Here is a 16,221-nt window from a genome sequence, read left to right on the forward strand (position 1 = left end):
CCCCCCCCCCGGCCCACCCCTTGGGGGTGATCATGCACAAGTTCCCGCATGCCGCGCCCGACATGCGCCCCGCCGTTTCGTGATCATGCACGGGTTCCCGCATTCTGGGTTGACGTGGGGATTTGCGGTTCGTGATCTGACACTGCGGCAATGCATGATCACGGATGACATCCGTACAGGTCAGGGGCAGGTACGGGAAAGCGTGCATGATCACGCGCGGGAGGCGGCAGGACAAGGGACCACTGCGGGAATGTGAGCATGATCACGGCCGATGGTGGGGGTAGGCTGCCGCGGTGAGCCTGCATCGTGACGCGCAAGCCGTGCTGACCGGGTGGTCGGCGCCCACGGCCGAGGAGGAGCTGCTCCGCAAGGAGTTCCTGGACCACCTGCACGCGCATGACGACGCCATGTGGCGCGCATGCGTGCCGGGCCACCTGACGGCGACGACGGCCGTGCTCTCCCACGATGGCGCGCGGGTGCTGCTGACCCTGCATCCCAAGGCGGGCATGTGGCTCCCGATGGGCGGCCACTGCGAGAGTGACGATCTCTCGCTCTCCCGGGCCGCGCTGCGCGAGGCGACGGAGGAGTCCGGCATCCCAGGTCTCGTGCTGCTGGACGGTCCGCTCGCGCTGGACCGGCACCAGGTCTGGTGTCACCCTCCGCACAGCTGGCACCTCGACGTCGAGTACGGCGCGGTCGCCCCGGCCGGAGCCGAGGCCGTGATCAGCGAGGAGTCGCTCGACCTGCGCTGGTTTCCCATCGAGGAGATCCCCGAGCTGAGCGACGAGGCGACCCGCCGGCTAGCCCGGCGAGCACGGGAACGCCTGCACGCCGGCTGACCGCCGAGGGCGCCCGGCCCAATGTCACCGTACGGCCGGGCCGGGGCCTGCACATGATCTGCACACGTGTCTTACGTCCCCTTTCATCTTCGCCGGTTAGGGTCGGCCCCATGACGAAGGTCGACGTAGGCGGGGTGGTCGCGGCTCCTCGGCGGCGGCGTCGGCGGGTGCCCGCCGCGCTCGCGTGGGTGGCCGTGACACCGTTCGTGGTGTGGGCCGTGGCACGGCTGGCGGGGCTCGACCGCTGGCCGGTCATCGTCGAGTTGATGACCGGCACCCCCTACGTCGCGGCAGCCTCACTGGGTGCGGTGCTGATCGCGGTGGCCTCTCGCAACCGGGCCGCCATCGCCGTGGCCGCGGTCACGTCCGTCCTCATGGCCTGCGTGGTGCTGCCACGGGCGCTCGGCTCCACGCCGACGCCCACCGGCCCGACGCTGAAGATCCTCACGAGCAACCTGCTCTTCGGGAGCGGCGACGCCCAGACCGTGGTGGACCTCGTGCGGCGCCTCGGTCCGGACGTCCTCACCACCCAGGAGCTCACTCCCGCCGAGGTCGAGGACCTGAAAGCGGCCGGTCTCGGCACGCTGCTGCCGTACGAGCACCTGGAGGCCGGTGAAGGCCCCTCCGGCAGCGGGATCTTCTCGCGCTACCCGCTGACCGAGCTGCCGGACTTCGCGCCCAGCGGGGGCCACAACATGCCGTCGGCCCGGTTGACCCTGCCGACCGGGCGGGTCGTCGAGATCGTCGATGTCCACACCCTCGCGCCTCTTGGCCCGGACGTCGCTACCTGGCAGGCGGACCTCAAGTCGCTTCCCTCGCCGGCCACCGGCGTGATCCGGATCCTCGCGGGCGACTTCAACGCCAGCCTCGACCACTCCGCGCTGCGGGAGGTGCTCGCCCGGGGATACGTGGACGCCGCCGACGCGACCGGGACGGGCCTGAACACGACCTGGCCCGCCAACAGGCGGCTCCCTCCGTTGATCACCATCGACCACGTGCTGTACGACCAGCGGGCGTCGGCCCTGAACACAAGCGTGCACGCCGTGCCCCGAACCGACCATCGCGCCCTGTTCGCCGAGCTCCGCCTGCCGTGAAGCCCTAGCTGAGGAGCGCGCGGGTGTTGTCCCAGCCTTCGAGGCCGGGATCGAGGCGGGCGATGTCGGCCGGCTTCCTGAGGCGGTGCCAGCCGGGGCCGGTGGCGACCATGCGAGGCCCCGGGGCCTGACGGCGGAGCCGTACGACCAGGTCGGGCTCGTCGAAGCCGGGAACCGCCCAGTCCGGGAACGGCAGGCGCGCCGCGAGTGCCACCGCTCCCCCGCCTTCGGCCGGGCAGACGGTGATCTGGGCCCGGCCCAGCTCCCGGAAGAGCTTCCCGATCAGCAGGGGCGGCAGGTCCGGCGCGTCGCCGCTGATCACCACGCCCTCGGTTCCGTACGGCAGGGCCGCGAAAGCCTCGGAAGGGGAGCCGATGGACAGCACCGGCGTGCCGGGCCAGGCGATCGCGTCGAGCCCCGGCACTCCGGCGGACAGGATCACGGGCTCGACCAGCTCCAGTCCGGCGGCCATCTCGTAGGTGTCCTCCGCCATGGCCATCAGGAACTCGGCGGGATCGACGCCCGGGGGCGCGGCGTCCGCCATCGAGGGCGTGACCAGGACCGCGGCGATCCGGGTCAACACTCCTCCGGGGAGCCGCTGGCCGCCATGGAGAAGCCCTCGAGGAAGCCTCTGGCGCGTTCCGCCCGCGGGTAGCGCTCGACCAGCGCCCAGAACCGCGGCCCATGACTCGGGACGAGCAAGTGGACCAGCTCATGCATGATCACGTAGTCTACGACCCAGGCGGGCATGCCCCGGAGCCGCGCGGAGAGCCTGATCGTTCCGTGGTCGGGCGTGCAGGAGCCCCACCTGTGGAGCTGGTTCTCGACCCAGCGCACGCTCGTGGGGGTGGCCCTGCCGTCCAGGTAGCGGTTCGACAGGTCCATCGCTCGATCGAGCAGGTCGTCGTCGCTCGGGCGCCTCCGTTGCTCCTTGGCGGCAAGCCGATCGAGCATGCGGCGCACCCACTGCTCCTCGTCGGTCGAGCTGAGACCGGCAGGGAGCAGCACGATGGTTTTGTCGCCATCGCGGTACGCGGAAACGGTTCGCCGCCGACGTGCGCTCCGACGAACCTCGACTGTCTCGGGGGGCACATATGAAAGGTAGCCGACACGCGCGGATTTCCACAGGGGGTGGAACACGTTCTCCCTGGTCAATCGTGCAAACGCAACCTTGCGGGCATGGAAACTCCGCCGTCCCTCACGTTCAGCAGCCCCCCTCACCCCGGTAATTATCCACAGCCCCCGGGATTCGGGCCCGCATGGGTGGCAAGTGTGCCAAGGTCTGGCGGCTATGAGACCACGCCTGAAGCCGGTCCTGCGCCGCGTCGAGCGGGACGGCCACACCCTCCAGTTCGGCGTCCACCCCCACCGCGCCGTGGTGCTGACCGATCTGGAGCCGGCCGTACGCCGGCTGATCGACAGCCTGGACGGCACCCGCACCCTGGAGCAGGCCGTGGCCGAGAGCGATCTCGACGATGCGGCGGCACGTGAGGTGATCGCCCTTCTCGCGGCGCGCGGCGTGATCGACGACGCGACGGTCCGGCCTCGGCCGCTCGCGAGCCTCACCATGGCGGAACGGGAACGGCTCCGCCCCGACCTGGACAGGCTCTCGCTGACCTCGGCGGACGGTGGCATGGGGGCGCTGGAGCGCAGGAGGGCCGCCCGGGTCCGGATCTACGGCGCGGGCCGGGTGGGCGCCCAGGTCGCCGTCCTGCTGGCCGCCTCGGGCGTCGGCCACGTCTGCGTGGTGGATCCCGGCGAGGCCCGGCCGGAGGACGTGGTGCCGGGCGGACTCGGCTACGCGGATGTGGGGGCGGCCCGTGAGGAGGGGGCGGTCGCCGCCGCCCGCGTGATCGCGCCCAGTGTCAACGCCTGGACGGGCCGGACGGCGTCACGGCTCAGCGACGGCGCGTCCCGGCCCGATCTGGTGATCATCGCTCCTGTGGGCCCGCTCGACTCCGTGCTCGTCCACGAGATCGGCACGGAGCGGATCCCGCATCTGCTGGCGACGGCCTTCGAGGGCTGCGGCTCCGTCGGCCCCCTCGTGATCCCTGGCACCACGCCCTGTCTGCACTGTCTGGATCTCACCCGGCGGGATCGCGACCCCTCCTGGCCGGCCGTCAGCGCCCGGCTCGGCGGCTACCCGGTGGGGGAGATCGCCTGCGACACGACACTGTCTTCGCTGGTGGCGGCTCAGACGGCCGGACACACGCTGACCTACCTCGACGGCGGGGATGTGACGAACGGCACACTCGACCTGATGCCCGACTGGCGTTGGCGTCACCGCTCCTGGGAGCGTCATCCGCACTGTCCTTGTAGTCGAAACGACCTGACTTCGCTAACAATGGTCACGTGAGCGACCTTCCCCATCGTGCGGTGACCCGTTCGGCCAAGCTGGCCACGCTCCCCCTCGGGTTCGCCGGCCGTACCGCACTTGGCCTGGGAAGACGGCTCGGCGGCGCGTCCGCGGAGATCGTCGCGCAGGAGATACAGCAGCGCACCGCCGAGCAGATCTTCAAGGTCCTCGGCGAGCTGAAGGGCGGGGCGATGAAGCTCGGCCAGGCGCTGTCCATCTTCGAGGCGGCCCTTCCGCCCGAGATCGCGGGGCCGTACCGGGCGACACTGACCAAGCTTCAGGACGCCGCGCCCCCGCTCCCGGCGGCCGCCGTCCACAGGGTCCTCGCCGAGCAACTCGGCGAGGACTGGCGGGAGAACTTCGTCGAGTTCGCGGACAGGCCGACCGCGGCGGCCTCCATCGGGCAGGTCCACAGAGCGATCTGGCACGACGGACGCGTGGTGGCCGTGAAGATCCAGTACCCCGGCGCGGGCAAGGCGCTGATCTCGGACTTCAACCAGCTCTCCCGGCTGGGCAAGCTCTTCGGGGCGCTGCTGCCGGGACTGGACATCAAGCCGGTCCTGAACGAGCTGAAGGAGCGGGTGGCGGAGGAGCTCGACTACTTCAAGGAGGCCGAGGCCCAGCACGCCTTCGCACAGGAGTTCAGGAACGATCCAGACTTCTTCGTGCCCGATGTCATCGCGGCCAACGAGCAGGTCCTGGTCACGGAGTGGATGACGGGCACCCCGCTGTCAAAGATCATCACCGACGGCACCAAGGAGGAGCGTGACCGGGCGGGCCTCCAGCTCGTCCGCTTTCTCTTCTGCTCCCCGGCCCGCGTGGGCCTGCTGCACGCCGACCCCCACCCCGGCAACTTCCGGGTCATGGAGGACGGCCGGCTGGGCGTGCTGGACTTCGGGGCGGTCAACCGGCTGCCCGACGGCTATCCCCGCGTCTTCGGCACCCTGACCAGGATCTTCAACCAGGGAGACATGGAGACGGTCGTCCAGGGACTGCGCGCGGAAGGCTTCATCCGGCCGCACATCGAGGTCGACGTCGACGCGCTGCGCGGGTTCCTCGCCCCCTACGTCGAGCCCACCCGCGTGGAGGAGTTCACCTTCAGCCGGGACTGGCTGCGGCAGCAGGCGGCGACCGTCGCCGACCTCCGGCCGAACAACGTGGTCCGCCACCTGAACCTGCCCGCGTCGTACGTGCTGATCCATCGTGTCCACGCCGCCGGGGTCGGTGTGCTGTGCCAGCTCGGCGCCACCGCCCGGTTCCGCGACGAGGTCGTCCGCTGGGTCCCGGGCTTCGCGGACGACCCCGGCGACCCCGAGGACACCCCTCTCGCCGTTGCTTGAACCCCTGTGGAAAACTTCATTGAGTGTTGGACCGATCCCGTAGAGTAACCATCATGGTCACCCCCGAGGAGATCCACGCTCGCCAGGACCTGTGGATCAACATGCTGCACCACTACGAAGAGAACACGGAGAACCACTTCGCCCGGATCGATCGGCAACACGAAGCGATCCGCGGCGACATTCGCGCACTCCGCGACTCACAGGCCAGGACGGAGGGAGCCATCACATGCCTGGAAGGTAACGTGGCCGTCCTCCAGCACGACATGGCCCACCTCAAAGAGGACGTTGCCGTACTCCGGACGGACGTCAACCAACTCCAAACGGACGTCGCCGTACTCCGAACCGACGTCAACCAACTCCAAACGGACGTCGCCATACTCCGAACCGACGTCAACCAACTCCAAACGGACGTCGCCATACTCCGAACCGACGTCAACGCCCTCCAAGCTGACGTCGCCATACTCCGAACCGACGTCAACGCCCTCCAAGCTGACGTCGCCGTACTCCGAACCGACGTCGCGACGCTCAAGGACGACATGAAGGATGTGAAGGCGGCGCTGTTCGAGGTGCTGCGGCGATTGCCGCCTCCGAGTCCTAACTGACGCGTGAGGCAGTGCCGTATGGGACAGAAAGGCCCGGGCCGATGGCCCGGGCCTTTCTCATGTGGGTCGTCTCCCACCCATGACTGCCGTCACAGGCGATTCACGCGGGTCCCGCCGATCCCTCGGCGGTCACCAAGTCACGAGGGTCACCAGGGTTTCGTCATACGCGCGAGAGCGCGTAGCGGAGGCGCTCGGAGGCGCGCTCGACCTGCCGGCGCGCTTTTCGCACGCTCCTGATCCGGCTGGCGAGTCGCTCCTGTTCCGCCTCTCGGTGGAGGTCCCGTATTCGCTCGTCGACCAGTTCATGATGCAGATACAGGGAGGTCGCCGGGGAGATGGTCATTGCAGGTGTCCTTTCACGGTGGTGCGTAAGCATGGGTCAGGCAGCGACGGGCGTCTTGCGGGGGCGTCCACGCGGACGCTTCCGGGGGACGACGGCCCCCCGCAGGATGAGCTCGCCGCCCCAGACGCCCCAGGGCTCCTCGCGCTCCAGCGCGCGGGCCAGGCAGGCCTTCTGGATCGGGCAGCCTCCGCAGAGCGCCTTGGCGAACTCCACGTCCTCCGGAGACTCGGCGAACCACAGGTCGGGCTCGGTACGACAGGGGATTTCGGCTTCGATCAGGTCCATGACCGGGGCCGCCATCTGCGTCACCTCTTCGAATGGGTTTGGTCGGTTTGTCCTCGTGGTGGCGGATTCGTGGCCGGAGAAACAAGAAGGCCGCGGATCCTGTGCGGATCCGCGGCCTGGAGATGGAGACCGGTCAGGTTGTGACGGGTTCTCTCCAGGCATAATGCGGACCCTGCACTCCACCATTGGCGGTGTGGTCGGTCTGCTCATCGCCCATCGGCCGGTCCGTCAGGATCGGTCGGTAGGCGGGGATGCCGTAGCTGGCCACGTCGGCGAGGATGCCGAAGACAGCCGCGCCAGGCTCACTGACGATCAGCGCCTGGGCGCGGGCGGCCTTCGCACGCCGCAGTTTCGACTGCGTGACGACGGAGGCGGCGGCTGGGCATGCGGAAGCGAGCCACGGGGTGGCAAACATGATCGTGCTCTCCACAGGACTCACCTCCACTCGGAATGCGATGGCCGGACAGGACCATCCGGCTGACTTGATGAAGACCCTAAACTGATCCGCAGAACCGGGCAACCTATTTTCTACCTGCGATTTTCACGGCTTCGTGACATCTTCGCTGACGCGGATCATGCACTCCTGCACCACCGAGACGACGAGCTCGCCGGAGGGCGTGAACATCTCACCGCGGGCGAGACCGCGGGCGCCTCCCGACCACGGCGACTCCTGGGCATAGAGGAGCCACTCGTCCGCGCGAAAGGGACGGTGGAACCACATGGCGTGGTCCAGGGACGCGCCGGTCACGTTGGACGAGCCCCACGCCAGCCCGTGCGCGAGCAGCACGGTGTCCACAAGCGTGAAGTCCGAGGCGTAGGCCGCCAGCACGACGTGCAGCAACGGGTCGTCGGGCAGGTCCGCGTCGTACCGGAACCAGACGCTGTTCTCGGAGCTGATGAGGCTAGGGTCCTTCTGGGCCTCCCAGGGGAGCGCGTTCACGTATCGGGAGTCGACCGGGCGCGGCTTGGACAGCCAGTCGCGCCACATGGGGTCGTCGCCGACGACGCTGAACATGCGCTCGTGGAAGGTGGGCAGCGCCTCCGGAGCCGGGACCGACGGCATCGTCACGGCCTGGTGGGAGACGCCCTCCTCCGTGATGTGGAACGACGCCGACATCGTGAAGATGGCCCTGCCGTGCTGGATGGCCACCACGCGCCGGGTCGTGAACGAGCGCCCGTCCCGGACCCGCTCGACATTGAAGACGATCGGGATCGCCGGGTCGCCCGGCCTGATGAAGTAGGCGTGCAGGGAGTGGACCATGCGGTCGGACGGCACCGTGCGGCCCGCGGCCACGAGGGCCTGCGCCGCGACCTGGCCGCCGAACACCCGCTGGAAGCGCTCCTCGGGGCTGCGTCCCCGGAAGATGTCGAGCTCGATCTGCTCCAGGTCGAGCAGATCCAGCAGCTCCTTGAGAGCCGAGTTCACGGGGGCCTCCATCGAGCGGGGGTATTACTGGCCAGTAACACTAGTCGCGGCGCGGCACAGGTCGAGCACCGCTTCGCCGTACCGGTCAAGTTTGACGCGTCCGATTCCGGCGATGGCGAGAAGGCCCTCCTCGGAGGTCGGCACGCGCTCCGCGATGGCCTGGAGGGTCACATCGGTGAAGACGACGTACGCGGGGACCTTCGCCTCCTTGGCGACGGCCGTACGCCAAGACTTGAGCTTCTCCAGCAGTTCCTCGTCGTAGTCGGCGGGACAGGTCGAGCAGCGGCCCAGCTTCTGCTCGGCGGCGACGGCCAGCGTCCTGCCGCAGATCCGGCAGTGCAGCGGCGCCGCGAGCTTCTTGCCGCCTCCGGCGGACCGTTCCGTACGGCTCACGCTCGCGGTGCGCGGCGAGAGCCCATCCAGGAACCGTGACGGGCGCCGGGACCGGCGGCCCCCAGGAGAGCGGGCCAGCGCCCACGACAGGTGGAGGTGCTCACGGGCCCGGGTGATGCCGACGTAGAGCAGCCGGCGCTCCTCCTCGACCTGGTCGGGGGTCTCGGCGTAGATGATCGGAAGCATGCCCTCGGTGAGGCCGATGAGAAAGACGGCGTCCCACTCCAGGCCCTTGGCCGCGTGCAGCGAGGCGAGCGTCACGCCCTCGACGGGCGGCGCGTGCTGCTCCATCGCCCGTCGCTCCAGCTCGGTGACGAATCCCGCCAGGTTGGCGCCTTCTGCCGCCATGTCCTCGGCGAGATCGGCGAGCGCCTTGAGCGACTCCCACTTCTCCCTGGCCTTGCCACCGCCCGGCGGCTCGGGGGTGAGCCCGATGCCGGACAGGATCGCGTGGACGCCGGGGGCGAGCGGCTCCTCGTCGTTGGCCGAGCGGGCGGCCCCCCGCAGCAGGACGACGGCCTGCCTGACCTCGGGCCGCTCGAAGAACCGCTCCGCGCCGCGCAGCAGATAGGGCACGCCGGCCTCGGTGAAGGCCTGCTCGTAGGCCTCCGACTGGGCGTTGATCCGGAAGAGCACGGCGATCTCCCGGGTGGGCACGCCGTCGGCCATGAGCTTCTTGACCGTCAGCGCGACACCCATCGCCTCGGCCGGCTCGTCGTCGTACTCGGTGAAGGCGGGCTCGGGGCCGTCGGGCCGCTGCGCGACCAGCTCCAGCCGGTGGACCGACCGGGCGATCACCCGGTTCGCCAGCGACACGACCTGCGGGGTCGAACGGTAGTCACGGACCAGTTTGATCACGTTGGCCGAGGGGTGCTCGACGGCGAAGTTGGTCAGGTAGTGCGGGGTCGCTCCGGTGAAGGAGTAGATCGTCTGGTTCGGATCGCCCACCACGCAAAGATCGTCGCGACCGCCGAGCCAGGTGTCGAGCAGCAGCTTCTGCAGGGGATTGACGTCCTGGAACTCGTCGACCACGAAATAGCGGTACTGCTGGCGGATCTGGCCGCCCACCTCGCGGTGCTCCGTCATGACAGCCGCCGTCAGCTCCAGGATCGTCTCGAAGTCGATCAGGTTGCGCTGGCGGCGGAGGCTCTCGTAGGCGTCGTAGAGCCGCCCGACCTCCTCCGGCGCGATCGGCGGGGTGCGCCGGGCCTTCGCCGCCGCGGCCGGGTAGTCCTCCGGGCCGATCTGGGTGACCTTGGCCCATTCGATCTCGCTGGCGACGTCCCTCAGCTCGCCGCGGTCGGGGTTCCTCCGGAGGTGCCGGCAGGCCTCGATCAGCAACGGCAGCTTCGACTCCACCACCTGCGGCGGGTCGCCGCCGATCACACGCGGCCAGAAGTAGGTGAGCTGGCGCAGCGCGGCGGCGTGGAACGTGCGCGCCTGGACGCCGGGCGCCCCGAGGCGGCGCAGCCGCTGCTTCAGCTCGGCCGCCGCGCGGGTGGTGAACGTCACCGCGAGCACGCCCTGCGGCTCCACGACCCCGCTCTGCACCGCGTAGGCGATCCGGTGTGTGATGGCCCGCGTCTTTCCCGTGCCGGCCCCGGCGAGAACGCACACGGGACCGCGCACCGCCTGGGCGACCTCGCGCTGCTCGGGGTCCAGACCCTCCAGGACGTCCAAGTAGGGCTCCCAACATGCGATGCGGACGGATGTGCTGGCATCATCCTTCCAGCAGCGGACCGGGCGTGTCCCCGGACCGGGTCGGCAAGACGGCGACACCAAGGCATACCAAAGGCGTACCAAAGGCGTACCAAAGGGGTACCAAGGCGTTACGGCGGCACTACGACGGCCGCAGCGGGGAGGACACAGCCGTGAGGACAAGGGTGGGAACAGCGGTAGGTGCCGGAGCGCTCGCCCTCGCCGCCGTTCTGCTCGCACCGGCCCATGCGGGGGCCTCGGCGGTGGCGAACGCCACAGTGGAGACAAAGGCGGGAGCCAGGGCCGGAACCAGGGCGGAGCCGACGCCCACCGTCACTCCGACGCCCAGCACCAGCCCCAGCGCCGGCCCCACTCCCACCCCGACGCCCACGACCTCGGCGCCGTCCGACATAAAGATCCGGACCTTCTCGTACGGCCCGCACGTCCGGCAGCGGATGGACGTCTGGTGGCACACCACCGGCGCGCGGCGCCCCGCCGTCTTCGTCATCCACGGCGGCTGGTGGTCGGGCGGCGACAAGAAGTACATGACCGAGGTGAGCCGCAGCTACGCCCAGCTCGGCTACACGGTCGTCAACCTCGACTACCGGCTCTCGGGGGACGCGGCGTGGCCGGCGCAGCGGACCGACGCGATCGACGGGATCGCGACCGTGCGAAGGCACGCCGCCCTGTTCAACACCGACCCGGACCGCTACGTGGTCGTCGGCTTCTCCGCGGGCGGCCACATCGCCGCCGCGATCGGCACGTACGGCGACGGCCTTCCCGGGCTCCGCGGGGTCGTCGGCGTGTCCCCCGTCATCTCGCCGCTCACTGCGTACACCGACGGGGACGAGGGCGGCGACGCCGAGCAGCGCAAGCTCCGCCGGGCGGCCATCGTCCTCGCCGGTGGCTGTCAGCCGGCCGAGTGCCCGAAGACCTGGTCGAGCATGGAGGTCCCGTTCCACGCCACGGCCGGGGACGCCCCGGTGCTGACCGTGCACTCCACGGACGAGTTCGTCCCGCCGTACCAGAGCGAGATGCTCAGGCAGGCGCTGGGCGCGGTGGGCGTGCCGATGACCATCAAGACCATGCCGGGCACCGAGCACAGCGCGCCGCTCTACCGGGAGCCCGGAGTCGCGGAGACCGTCCAGGCGTGGATCGCCGCGAGGCTCGCTCGCTAGAAGCCCTTCAGGAAGGCACTGAAAGCCCGGTTTGTGCGGGAACACGGGGATCACGGGCCGTGTTGCCAATGACTGCTCGCGTTCGCGCACCGAAAGGGACGATCATGGCGCTCACGGTCTACACCACGAGTTGGTGCGGCCCCTGTAAGCGGCTCAAGAGCCAGCTGACCCGCGAGGGCATCGCCTACAGCGAGGTCGACATCGAGCGGCACCCGGACGCCGCCGAGTTCGTCATGAGTGTCAACAACGGAAACCAGGTCGTCCCGACGGTGGTCGCCGACTGCCACACGATGACCAACCCGTCCGTCTTGGAAGTGAAGCGCCATCTCCAGGGCGCCTGCTGAGCGGTCGTCCCCGGATCACCACTCGCCCGGGATGGCCCCGCCGTACCAGGTCTCGATGAGCCTCCGCGCGATCGAGACCTGGCCCGGCAGGGCCAGCTCCCCCGACTCGACCTGGGCGGCCAGCTCCTCCCTGGACAGCCAGCGCGCCTCGGCGATCTCCTCGCGGTCGGGGCGGAGCTCCGTCGTGGTGGCGCGGGCGACGAATCCGAGCATCAGGCTGCGCGGGAAGGGCCACGGCTGGCTCCCCATGTAGCGGGGAGCGGTGACGGTGACGCCGACCTCCTCCAGGACCTCGCGCATCACCGCGTGCTCCAGCGACTCCCCCGGCTCGACGAAGCCCGCCAGGACCGACATCCGGCCTTCCGGCCATTCCGGGCCACGGGCGAGCAGGACGCGGTCGTCGTCGTCGAGGACCAGCATGATCACCGCCGGATCGACCCGGGGGAAGTGCTGGCTGCCGTCCTTCGGGCAGATCCGCATGTGGCCCGACGCGGTGATGTCCGTACGACTCCCGCAGCGCGGGCAGAACTCGTGGGTCTCGTGCCATGCCTCAAGGGCCACGGCGTAGACGAGCAGCCCCGCGTCGCGGTCGTCGAGCTGCGCCCCGGCCTGCCTCAGCCCCGCCGCCTCGCCGGGCGGGAGCGGGGCCTTGACCGCGAAGTACGGCACGCCGTCCGCGTCGACCCCGAGCAGGTAACGGGGGCCCTCGGGAGCCTCCAGCGGGGACACGAGCACGAGGGCCGCGTCCTCGCTGAACCGGCGGATCAGGGTCTGGCCCTCGTTCACGATCAGGACCCGGGTCTTCTCGTCGGCCCAGGCCCGCTCCAGCCACTCCTCGTCGCCCCGCAGCGCCGCCGAACGGTCGATGGCGCTCCGCGCCAGGAGCAGGGGACCGAGCAGACCTTCCGAGATTTCCACGGCGTCATCCTTCCACGAGTTCTTTCCGGGAGTTCTTCCGGGAAGTTCTTCGGGGAGCTCCTCCGGGGAGCTCCTCCGGGGGTTCATGCGGGTGGGGTTCATGCGGGGGTTCATGCGGCAACACGTGGCCGCCCGTGGGGATTCCGGCGCGCGGACCGATCTCCATGAGGCTAGGATGTGCCGAGTTAGGTAAGCCTTACCTATGGAGGCTCCGCGTGCGGCTCTACCTCACAGCGCTCAACCCCACGGACTCCGTCCTCGGCGGCTTCCTTCCCGCCGCCGCGTCACTGGGCTGGGATGTCACCGTCCTCACCGACCAGCCGGACGGCTACCCGGGCCAGGAGGTCATCGAGACCAACGTGCGTGACACGCGAGCGGTGATCGACGCCATCGCCGGGCACCACTGGCCGGACGTCGTCTTCTCCAACTCCGACCACCTCCAGGCCGAGACCGCCCTGGCGGCCGGATATTTCGGGCTGCCGGCCAAGGACTGGCGGGCCTGCGTGACCGCCAAGAACAAGGCCCTCATGCGCCGTCGCCTGGCTCCCGTGGAGTCCGTCCGGTCCGTACGGCTCCCGCCCGGGACCGGCCTTCCGCCGGCCCTGCCGTACCCGGTCGTGGTGAAACCGGCGGCGGGGGTGGCGAGCGAGGACGTCATGCTCGCGGCGGACGCCGGAGAGCTGACCGTGGCCGTCGCCGGGATCAGATCGCGCCGGCCCGACGACGTGCTGGTCGTGGAGGAGTTCCTCGACGGGCCGCTCTACACGCTGGAGACGCTGGGCGACGGCCGGACGACCCGCGTGCTCGGCGGATTCCGCACGACGCTGGGCCCGCTCCCGCACTTCGTCGAGGAACGCCTGGACTGGCACCCCGAACCGCCCGAGGAGCACCTGCGCCACGTGACCGCCGCCCTCGACGCGGTAGGAGTGGGCTTCGGGGTCTGCCACACCGAGTACGTCGTCACCCGGGACGGACCCCGGATCATCGAGACGAACTACCGGCTGATCGGCGACAACTGCGACTTCCTACTGGCCGATCTGATCGGTGCGCCGCTGTTCGCGTGGATCCTCCGGGTGCACGCGGGAGAGCCCCTCGACGCGCTCGGCACCGGCACCCCGGCGAGCGATGGGCGGTTTGGGGCGGCGGTGAGCCTCGTCGCCGGGGCTTCGGGCGTGATCACGGCCGCTCCGGCGGACATGTCGGCGGTCGCGGCCGACGGCGTCCGCCTCTGGCATCGGCCGCTGCGCGCCGTCGGCGACCGGATCGAGCTGACCCACACGAACCGCGACTATCTCGGCGTCGTCCGCGCGACCGGGCCGGACCGCCTGAGCGTGGACGCCGCCATCGAGTCCTTCCGCAAGCTCCATCCCTGGGTGATCGCGTGACCGAGCAGTCCGCTCAGGAGCGCTATCTGGCGGTGAGGGTGCTCAACGCGCTGCTCCGCGAGGACTACGCCGGCATCTCCTCGCGCCTGACCAGCGACAAGGACGGCGTGGCCCTGATCCTGGCCTCCGGCAGGAGGGTACGGCTCTGCCCCGGCTCCCCGTTCCAGGACTTCGCCGTGGCCGCACCGGACGCCACGAAGCCCGGGAGGGCCGCATCGGCGGACTTCGGCCTGGAGGAGGTCCTCCGGACTCTGGAAGCGGTCGCCGACCCGGCGGACGCCGAGGGAGTGGCCGCCTTCACGACCGAGTGCCACGAAACCCTCGCCGCCCTGGATCTCCACGAGCATCACCGCGAGGAGGTCATCGCCCGCCTACTCCGCCAGGAGCGCATAGCCCCGGGCTTGGCTGACGAAGTCGGGGATCGCGCCGGGGGTTCGGGGCGCGGTCTCATCTTCTACGAGACCCTGGCGGCAGGGGTCGATCATCCGCTTTATCCGACGGCCCGCTGCCGCCTCGGGGTCTCGGCCGACGAACTGCTGGCACACGCGCCGGAGTTCGCCCCGAGCTTCGAACTGGCCTGGGCAGCCGTCCCCCGGGCGCGCGTCACGCCGTCCCCGGCCGAGGCCGGAGTAGACGTCGGCACGGAAATGAACGCCGGGACGGAAGCCGGCGGCCGCTCAGATGCCGACGCCGGGGCAAATGCCGACGCGGTCGCGGAGGTCGTGGCCGGGGTAGGCGTCGAGGCTGGGGCGAAGGCCGGGGCCGGGGCGTCAGGGCAACCGTCGTGGTGGCCGCGGCCGGGCGACGTCGGGCTGTCACACCGGCTCGCCGGAACGCATGTCCTGTTCCCCGTGCACCCGCTCACCGTGCCCCGGCTCGCCGATATGCCTGACGTGATCGTGGGCCGGAAGCCATACCTGACGGTCCGGCCCACACTCTCCATGCGGACCGTGGAGGTCGAGGAGCGGACGCATCTCAAGCTGCCCCTCGCGACCAGCACGCTCGGTCTGCGCAACCGGAGATCGATCAAGCCGGGCACGCTGCGGGACGGCGCGCTGGCCGAGTCGCTCCTGCGGGAGGTGCTCCAACGGGAACCTCGGATGCGGGTGGCGCTGGCCGACGAGCAGTCCTACGGGCATGCCGGGCATGAGTATCTGGGCTGGCTGATCCGCCGCCTCCCCGAAGGGGAGATCGTCCCCGTCGCGGCGCTGCTCGCCGCGTGGCCCGAGGACGCCATCCGGTGCTCTGAGCAGTTGACCTGGCGGCCGGAGGATTGGACTCTTCGACCCGGCGCGCCGCGGTGCCAGGATTCGGGCCCGTGGCCGGGGAGCGCCACTCCGGGGCGGGAGACCCGGCTGGTGCTGCACGAGCTCGCGGATCGCTTCTTCGGCGGCGACGTGAAAGGTCTGCTGCGGGACTATCTCGCGACGTTGTTCGCGTGGAACGTGGGGCTGTTCGTCCGGTACGGCATCGCCCTGGAGGCCCACCAGCAGAACCTGGCCCTCGTCTTCGGCGACGGGCCGATGCGGTTGCTGGTCAAGGACAACGACGGCCTGCTCGCCTCACCCGACCGGCTGCGCGGGGCCGGGCTGGGCGTGCCGGACTTCGGTGACGACCGCATGCTGACGGACGACCCGCACGCGGTGGCCGACGTGTTCGTGACGATCACCCTTCACCTGGCCGCGGCCGCGATCACCTTCCCAGCCCTGGGCGACGGCCTCCGGGACCCCACGGCGGCGGATCTGCTCCGCGAGGAGCTGTCGGCGGCCCTGGATCCCTTCGGTGACGACCCGATGGCGAGGCTGCTCCGCGCGCGCACTCTGGACGCGGATCGGCTCGTCGGCAAGTCGATGGTCCTTGCCGGGACATTGGTGGACAAGCGGCGCTCCGGGGCCCGCGACATCAACAAGTTCTACGGCACGACGGGCCCCAACTACCTCCGCCCCACCCCCCGCGCGTGATCATGCACAGATTCCCGCGCCTCCTTTCCGACCTTGCCACAACCCCGCCCGTGATCATG

Annotated in this window: 16 protein-coding genes; 9 read left to right on the forward strand and 7 right to left on the reverse strand. The window is 70.1% G+C overall.

The genetic code is table 11. The features are described from left to right. Positions 1-293 precede the first annotated feature (293 nt). Together N5079_RS20220 and N5079_RS20225 are read left to right on the forward strand one after the other, a co-directional pair. Positions 294-839, forward strand: coding sequence for an NUDIX hydrolase (locus N5079_RS20220; protein WP_261585502.1), 546 nt, complete (start codon positions 294-296; stop codon positions 837-839). A 110-nt stretch (positions 840-949) separates the two neighbouring features. Continuing rightward, complete coding sequence (locus N5079_RS20225; protein ID WP_261585503.1) at positions 950-1,933, forward strand: endonuclease/exonuclease/phosphatase family protein; 984 nt, start codon at positions 950-952, stop codon at positions 1,931-1,933. A gap of 4 nt (positions 1,934-1,937) precedes the next feature. Here the strand turns inward: N5079_RS20225 and N5079_RS20230 are convergent, their stop codons facing one another. Both N5079_RS20230 and N5079_RS20235 read right to left on the reverse strand, forming a co-directional pair. Beyond that, a complete protein-coding gene (locus N5079_RS20230; protein WP_410007812.1) occupies positions 1,938-2,513 on the reverse strand; it encodes a hypothetical protein in 576 nt (191 codons plus the stop codon). After that, positions 2,510-3,025, reverse strand: a complete 516-nt coding sequence (locus N5079_RS20235; protein ID WP_261585505.1) for a M48 family metallopeptidase — start codon at positions 3,023-3,025, stop codon at positions 2,510-2,512. The genes N5079_RS20230 and N5079_RS20235 overlap by 4 nt, the downstream gene beginning before the upstream one ends. 199 nt (positions 3,026-3,224) lie before the next feature. On the opposite strand from N5079_RS20235, the gene N5079_RS20240 reads away from it, so the two are divergent. Genes N5079_RS20240 through N5079_RS20250 form a run of 3 tightly spaced genes read left to right on the forward strand, consistent with a single transcriptional unit; the run spans position 3,225 to position 6,231 of the window. Further along, positions 3,225-4,289, forward strand: a complete 1,065-nt coding sequence (locus tag N5079_RS20240) for a ThiF family adenylyltransferase (protein ID WP_261585506.1) — start codon at positions 3,225-3,227, stop codon at positions 4,287-4,289. Further along, positions 4,286-5,629, forward strand: coding sequence for an ABC1 kinase family protein (locus tag N5079_RS20245; protein ID WP_261585507.1), 1,344 nt, complete (start codon positions 4,286-4,288; stop codon positions 5,627-5,629). The genes N5079_RS20240 and N5079_RS20245 overlap by 4 nt, the downstream gene beginning before the upstream one ends. Before the next feature lie 53 nt (positions 5,630-5,682). Continuing rightward, on the forward strand, positions 5,683-6,231 hold the full coding sequence (locus tag N5079_RS20250; RefSeq protein ID WP_261585508.1) for a hypothetical protein: 549 nt from the start codon (positions 5,683-5,685) through the stop codon (positions 6,229-6,231). Between the two features lie 379 nt (positions 6,232-6,610). Here N5079_RS20250 and N5079_RS20255 read toward each other — a convergent pair whose 3' ends face one another. The 4 genes from N5079_RS20255 to N5079_RS20270 form a co-directional block, all read right to left on the reverse strand. Beyond that, positions 6,611-6,874 (reverse strand): WhiB family transcriptional regulator, encoded by a 264-nt coding sequence (locus tag N5079_RS20255; protein WP_067142218.1) that lies wholly within the window; start codon positions 6,872-6,874, stop codon positions 6,611-6,613. A 118-nt stretch (positions 6,875-6,992) separates the two neighbouring features. Further along, the gene (locus N5079_RS20260) at positions 6,993-7,289 is read right to left on the reverse strand and encodes a hypothetical protein (RefSeq protein WP_261585509.1); all 297 of its coding nucleotides are present in this window, start codon (positions 7,287-7,289) and stop codon (positions 6,993-6,995) included. A gap of 111 nt (positions 7,290-7,400) precedes the next feature. After that, positions 7,401-8,285, reverse strand: a complete 885-nt coding sequence (locus N5079_RS20265; RefSeq protein ID WP_261585510.1) for an acyl-CoA thioesterase — start codon at positions 8,283-8,285, stop codon at positions 7,401-7,403. A gap of 24 nt (positions 8,286-8,309) precedes the next feature. Beyond that, a complete protein-coding gene (locus N5079_RS20270; protein WP_261585511.1) occupies positions 8,310-10,358 on the reverse strand; it encodes an ATP-dependent DNA helicase UvrD2 in 2,049 nt (682 codons plus the stop codon). A gap of 191 nt (positions 10,359-10,549) precedes the next feature. Between N5079_RS20270 and N5079_RS20275 the strand changes: the two genes are divergently transcribed. Together N5079_RS20275 and N5079_RS20280 are read left to right on the forward strand one after the other, a co-directional pair. Then, positions 10,550-11,554, forward strand: coding sequence for an alpha/beta hydrolase (locus N5079_RS20275; RefSeq protein ID WP_261585512.1), 1,005 nt, complete (start codon positions 10,550-10,552; stop codon positions 11,552-11,554). 104 nt (positions 11,555-11,658) lie between these two features. Beyond that, the gene (locus tag N5079_RS20280; protein WP_261585513.1) at positions 11,659-11,898 is read left to right on the forward strand and encodes a mycoredoxin; all 240 of its coding nucleotides are present in this window, start codon (positions 11,659-11,661) and stop codon (positions 11,896-11,898) included. 15 nt (positions 11,899-11,913) lie between these two features. Here N5079_RS20280 and nudC read toward each other — a convergent pair whose 3' ends face one another. Then, positions 11,914-12,816 (reverse strand): NAD(+) diphosphatase, encoded by a 903-nt coding sequence (gene nudC / locus N5079_RS20285; protein WP_261585514.1) that lies wholly within the window; start codon positions 12,814-12,816, stop codon positions 11,914-11,916. Positions 12,817-13,031: 215 nt separating this feature from the next. Between nudC and N5079_RS20290 the strand changes: the two genes are divergently transcribed. Continuing rightward, positions 13,032-14,201: a siderophore biosynthesis protein gene (locus N5079_RS20290; RefSeq protein WP_261585515.1), complete on the forward strand. Its 1,170-nt coding sequence runs from the start codon at positions 13,032-13,034 to the stop codon at positions 14,199-14,201. After that, positions 14,198-16,162 (forward strand): IucA/IucC family protein, encoded by a 1,965-nt coding sequence (locus tag N5079_RS20295; protein WP_261585516.1) that lies wholly within the window; start codon positions 14,198-14,200, stop codon positions 16,160-16,162. Before N5079_RS20290 ends, N5079_RS20295 begins: the two co-directional genes overlap by 4 nt. Positions 16,163-16,221 lie beyond the last annotated feature (59 nt).

Source organism: Planotetraspora sp. A-T 1434 (assembly GCF_025420585.1).
In the GTDB taxonomy this organism is placed as follows: Bacteria; Actinomycetota; Actinomycetes; order Streptosporangiales; family Streptosporangiaceae; genus JAOEGB01.